The following is a 4,145-nucleotide window of genomic DNA, read 5'->3' as shown; positions in this document are numbered from 1 at the left end:
AGCCGGTGCCGCCGGCGGCATAGGGGCCGACGCGATAGCTCTGGAGCGGGAAGTACTGCTCGTCGGCGCGCGCCGAACCGGGGGCGGCGATGCCGAGGGCGGTGAGGGCGAGCGCGGTGGCGAGGGCGGCGGTGCGCAGGCGTTTCAGGCTTGTCATGGGGCAGACTCCAGCTGTGGTCCGAAGCGACACCGCTTCGGCTCCGTTGTTGTTCGGGTTGTCGGTGAGGCGTCAGGCCGCGGAGCGAAGGCGCCGCGTCAGTCGGTCGAGAAGCGCGGCGAGGCCGTTCGGCTCGAGGATCAGGAAGGCGATGATCAGGGCCCCGAGGATCATCCGCTGCGTCATCTCCAAGGCGCCGCTGTCGAAGACGCCGCCGAAGAGGAACTGGCCGGCGCGCGACAGGAGAAGCGGGAAGACGACGATGAGCGCCGCCCCCAGAAACGCGCCGCGAAGGGTCGCGAGCCCGCCGATGATGACGATGAAGAGAATCTGGAACGAGCGGTCGAGGTTGAAGCCGTGCGGCTCCACGGTACGCAGGTAGGCGAAGGCCCAGAGCGCGCCGGCGACACCGATCACGAAGGACGACAGGGCGAAGGCGAGGAGCTTGGTGCGCAGCACCGGCACGCCGATGATGCGGGCCGCCATCTCGTCGTCGCGCACGGCGATGAAATCGCGCCCGGTGGCCGAGGTCACCAACCGCCACGCCAGCGCCCCGAGGCCGGCGACGAGCGTCAGGGCGAAGAGGTAGCGCTCGACGGGCGAAGCGAACGTGTATCCGGCGACCCGCAGCGCCGGCGCGTCGATGACGCCGGAGGGGCTGCCGTTGGAGAACCAGCCGAACTTCGTCAGTGCCCAGGCGACGAAGAACTGCGCGGCGAGCGTCGAGACCGCGAGATAGAAACCGCGCAGGCGAAGGCTCGGCAGCCCGAAGACGAGGCCGACGGCCGAGGCCGCAAGGCCGCCGAGCGCGATCGAGGCGAGGATCGGCAGGCCGGGGACCCGCAGGTCGAGGTTGAACGCGGCGAACGCGCCGACCGCCATGAAGGCCGCCGAGCCGAGCGAGAGCTGCCCGGCATAGCCGGTCAGGAGGTTGAGCCCGAGCGCGGCGAGGCTGAGCGCCAGGAACGGGGTGAGGAGGGCGTCGAAGAGGTAGTCGGTGCCCACGAACGGCACGACGCCATAGGCGATGGCGAGGGCGGCGAGCGCGAGGAGGCGGACCTGCAGGCGGGGTTGGACCGCGGGCTGGCCGATCGGGACGCTAGCTGGGGCGATGGTGGACATGGGTCAATACCTCTCCACCACCGGCTTGCCGAACAGGCCGCCGGGACGAACCAGAAGGAAGGCGAGGGCGACGACATAAGCGAACCAGCTTTCGATGCCGCCGCCGAAATACTCGCCGAGATAGACCTCCGCGAGCTTCTCGCCGGCGCCGATCAGGAGGCCGCCGACGATGGCGCCGAGGATCGAGTCAAAGCCGCCCAGCACGAGGACGGGCAGGGCCTTCAGCACCACCAGCGACAACGAGAACTGGACGCCGAGCCGCGCGCCCCAGAGAAGCCCCGCGACGAGGGCGACGACGCCCGCCGCCGTCCACACGCTCGCCCAGATCACCGGCAGCTTCAGCCCGACCGCGAGCGCGGCGTAGGTGTCGTCGGCCACGGCCCGGAAGCCGAGCCCGATGCGGGTCCAGCGGAAGAAGGCGATGAGGGCGGCCACCAGCGTCGCGGCGGTCCCGGCGGCGAAGAGGTCGAACTGGGAGACGAAGACCCCGCCGACGTCGAAGGGCAGGTCCTCGATCCCGAGGTCGAGGGCGTGGACCTGCGTGCCCCAGAGGAGCTGCGCGGCGCCCTCGATCACGTAGGACAGACCGAGCGTCGCCATGAACAGCGTGATCGGCGGCCGGTTGGTGAGCGGGCGCAGGACCGTGCGCTCGATCGCAAGCCCGAGAAGCGCCATCACGAGAAGCGTGGCGACGAGCGAAAGGGCGAAGGGCACGCCGCGCTCCACGAGGCTGACGAAGGTCAGTGCGGAGAAGAGGAGCATCGCGCCCTGCGCGAAGTTGAGGACGCCGGACGTCTTGTAGATCAGGACGAAGCCGATCGCGACGAGGGCATACATGACGCCGGACAGAAGCCCGCCGACGAGCACCTCCGTGAAGAACAGCCAGTCGAAGCCGTCGGCCATCACGCGGCCTCCGCGTGGACGGTGCCGAGATAGGCATCGATGACCGCGGGATCGGTCGAGACGGCGGCCGGCGTCCCGTCGGCGATCTTGCGTCCGTAGTCGAGGACGGCGACGCGATCGGACAGGCTCATGACGATGCCGACATCGTGCTCGATGAGGATGATCGTGCAGCCGAGGCGGGCGTGGGCCGCGCGGATGTCGGCGGCCATCTCGGCCTTCTCCGTCGCGGTCATGCCGGCCATCGGCTCGTCGAGGATCAGGACCTTCGGCCGTGCGACGAGCGCGCGGGCGAGCTCGACCCGCTTCTGGAGGCCGTAGGGCAGGGCGCCGGCCGGCCGCTCGGCGATCGCGCCGAGCCGCAGCTCCGCCAGCACCGCGTCGACGGCTTCCGCGACGGCGCGTGCGTCGCGTCGCGAGCCTGGCGTTCCGAGGACGCTGCCGAGCCAGGTGGCGCGGCGGCGATGCGCGAGGCCGGTGGCGACGTTGTCGCGCACCGACAGGCCGCGAAACAGCGCGAGATTCTGGAAGGTCCGCGCGACCCCAAGATGCGCCAGCCGGCTCGGCCTGACGCGGGCGAACCTCTCGGCACCGATCCCGATCTCGCCGCGGTCGGGCCGGTAGAGGCCGCTGAGGACGTTGACGAGCGAGCTCTTGCCGGCGCCGTTCGGGCCGATGATCGCGCGGATCTCGCCGGGACGCACGGCAAGGTCGATGTCCGAGAGCGCGCTGACGCCGCCGAACGACAAGGAAATGCCGGTGAGGGCGAGCGCTGCGCCGCCACGCTCCAGATGGCCGGCCTGCGGTTCGGCCCGCGCGCCGGACTGGTCGGACGGCACAGGCAAGCCCTGCGCGCCTTCCAGGAGGAAAGCCGTCATCTCGGTGGTCCTGACGATGGGAGGAGGGCGGCCGCCGAGACGGCGGCCGGTGGGAGCCTATTCGGCCGCGATGGCCCGGGCCTCGCCCGCGACTTCCAGCTCGCGCACGAGCGGGATCACGGTGCGGCCGAAATATTCGACCTCTTCCTTGAAGTGGAGGAAGCCGAGGAGGATGAGGTCGGCGCCCGCCCGCTTCAGGGCCACGATGCGTTCGGCGACCTGCAGCGGCGTGCCGATCAGGTTGGAGCGGAACCCGTCATTGTACTGGACGAGGTCGGCAAAGGTGGACTTCGCCCAGTTGCCCTCGCCTTCGGGCGAAGCCTTGCCGGCGTTCTTGACCTCGTGGCCGAAGGCGTTGACGGCCTCCGGGTTCGCCTTGGCGACGATCTCGTCGCGCACCGCCAGCGCCTCCTCCTCGGTGTCGCGCACGATCGCGAAGGCGTTGATGCCGACCTTCACCGAACGGCCGTTCTCGGCGGCCTTGGCGCGGATGTCCTCAACCTGCGCGGCGAGCCCTTCCGGCGTGTTGCCGTTGGTGAAGTACCAGTCCGACACGCGCGCGGCCATGTCCCGCGCGGCGCGCGACGAGCCGCCCTGGAAGATTTCCGGCAGTGGATCGACGGGCTTCGGCTTCAGCGAGTAATCGTTGAAGCGATAGAAGTCGCCGCGGAAGGTGAAGGCGTCCTGGGTCCAGATCCCGCGCAGGGACCGGATGAACTCCTCGGTCCGTCGGTAGCGCTCGTCATGGTCGAGCCAGTGCTCGCCGATCGCGTGGAACTCGCCGCGGAACCAGCCGGACACCATGTTCACGGCAATGCGGCCTCCGCTCAGGATGCTGATCGTGGCGAGCTGCTTGGCGGCGAGCGCCGGGTTCCAGGGGCCCGGCAACAAGGCCGCGATGACCTTCAGCTTCGACGTATGGGCAAGGAGGTGGTGGCTGAACGAGACGCTCTCGTGCTGTTCGTCGGCGCCGTAGCCCGCCGTGAAGCGGATCTGGCTGAGGGCATAGTCGAAGCCCGCGGCCTCGGCGACCTGCGCCAGCTCGACGTTGTATTGCGGATCGTGGCTCGTGCGCTGCTCGATGTTCG

General features: G+C 69.9%; 4 protein-coding genes and 1 pseudogene. All 5 read right to left on the bottom strand.

The window, feature by feature from the left end; all coding sequences use genetic code 11:
- Positions 1–157 (bottom strand): annotated as a pseudogene (locus QZ753_RS10340) (ABC transporter permease); the annotation flags it as partial.
- 72 nt (positions 158–229) lie between these two features.
- The gene (locus tag QZ753_RS10335; RefSeq protein ID WP_294643438.1) at positions 230–1,279 is read right to left on the bottom strand and encodes a branched-chain amino acid ABC transporter permease; all 1,050 of its coding nucleotides are present in this window, start codon (positions 1,277–1,279) and stop codon (positions 230–232) included.
- 3 nt (positions 1,280–1,282) lie between these two features.
- Positions 1,283–2,182 carry a branched-chain amino acid ABC transporter permease gene (locus QZ753_RS10330; protein ID WP_294643436.1) on the bottom strand — a complete coding sequence of 300 codons (900 nt, stop codon included), beginning with the start codon at positions 2,180–2,182 and terminating at the stop codon, positions 1,283–1,285.
- Positions 2,182–3,057 (bottom strand): ABC transporter ATP-binding protein, encoded by an 876-nt coding sequence (locus QZ753_RS10325; protein ID WP_294643435.1) that lies wholly within the window; start codon positions 3,055–3,057, stop codon positions 2,182–2,184. Before QZ753_RS10325 ends, QZ753_RS10330 begins: the two co-directional genes overlap by 1 nt.
- 57 nt (positions 3,058–3,114) lie before the next feature.
- A partial coding sequence (gene sfnG / locus QZ753_RS10320) for a dimethylsulfone monooxygenase SfnG (RefSeq protein ID WP_294643432.1) occupies positions 3,115–4,145 on the bottom strand: 1,031 nt, incomplete at its 5' end.

It is taken from the genome of uncultured Aureimonas sp. (genome assembly GCF_913775355.1).
Taxonomy (GTDB): Bacteria; Pseudomonadota; Alphaproteobacteria; order Rhizobiales; family Rhizobiaceae; genus Aureimonas.
The sequence above is the reverse complement of the archived record's forward strand: the minus strand, read 5'-3'. Positions and strand labels throughout refer to the sequence as shown.

Coding starts and splice junctions, on each gene's coding strand:
- QZ753_RS10335 (WP_294643438.1), bottom strand. CDS start 1,279: ATGTCCACCATCGCCCCAGCTAGCGTCCCGATCGGCCAGCCCGCGGTC.
- QZ753_RS10325 (WP_294643435.1), bottom strand. CDS start 3,057: ATGACGGCTTTCCTCCTGGAAGGCGCGCAGGGCTTGCCTGTGCCGTCC.
- QZ753_RS10330 (WP_294643436.1), bottom strand. CDS start 2,182: ATGGCCGACGGCTTCGACTGGCTGTTCTTCACGGAGGTGCTCGTCGGC.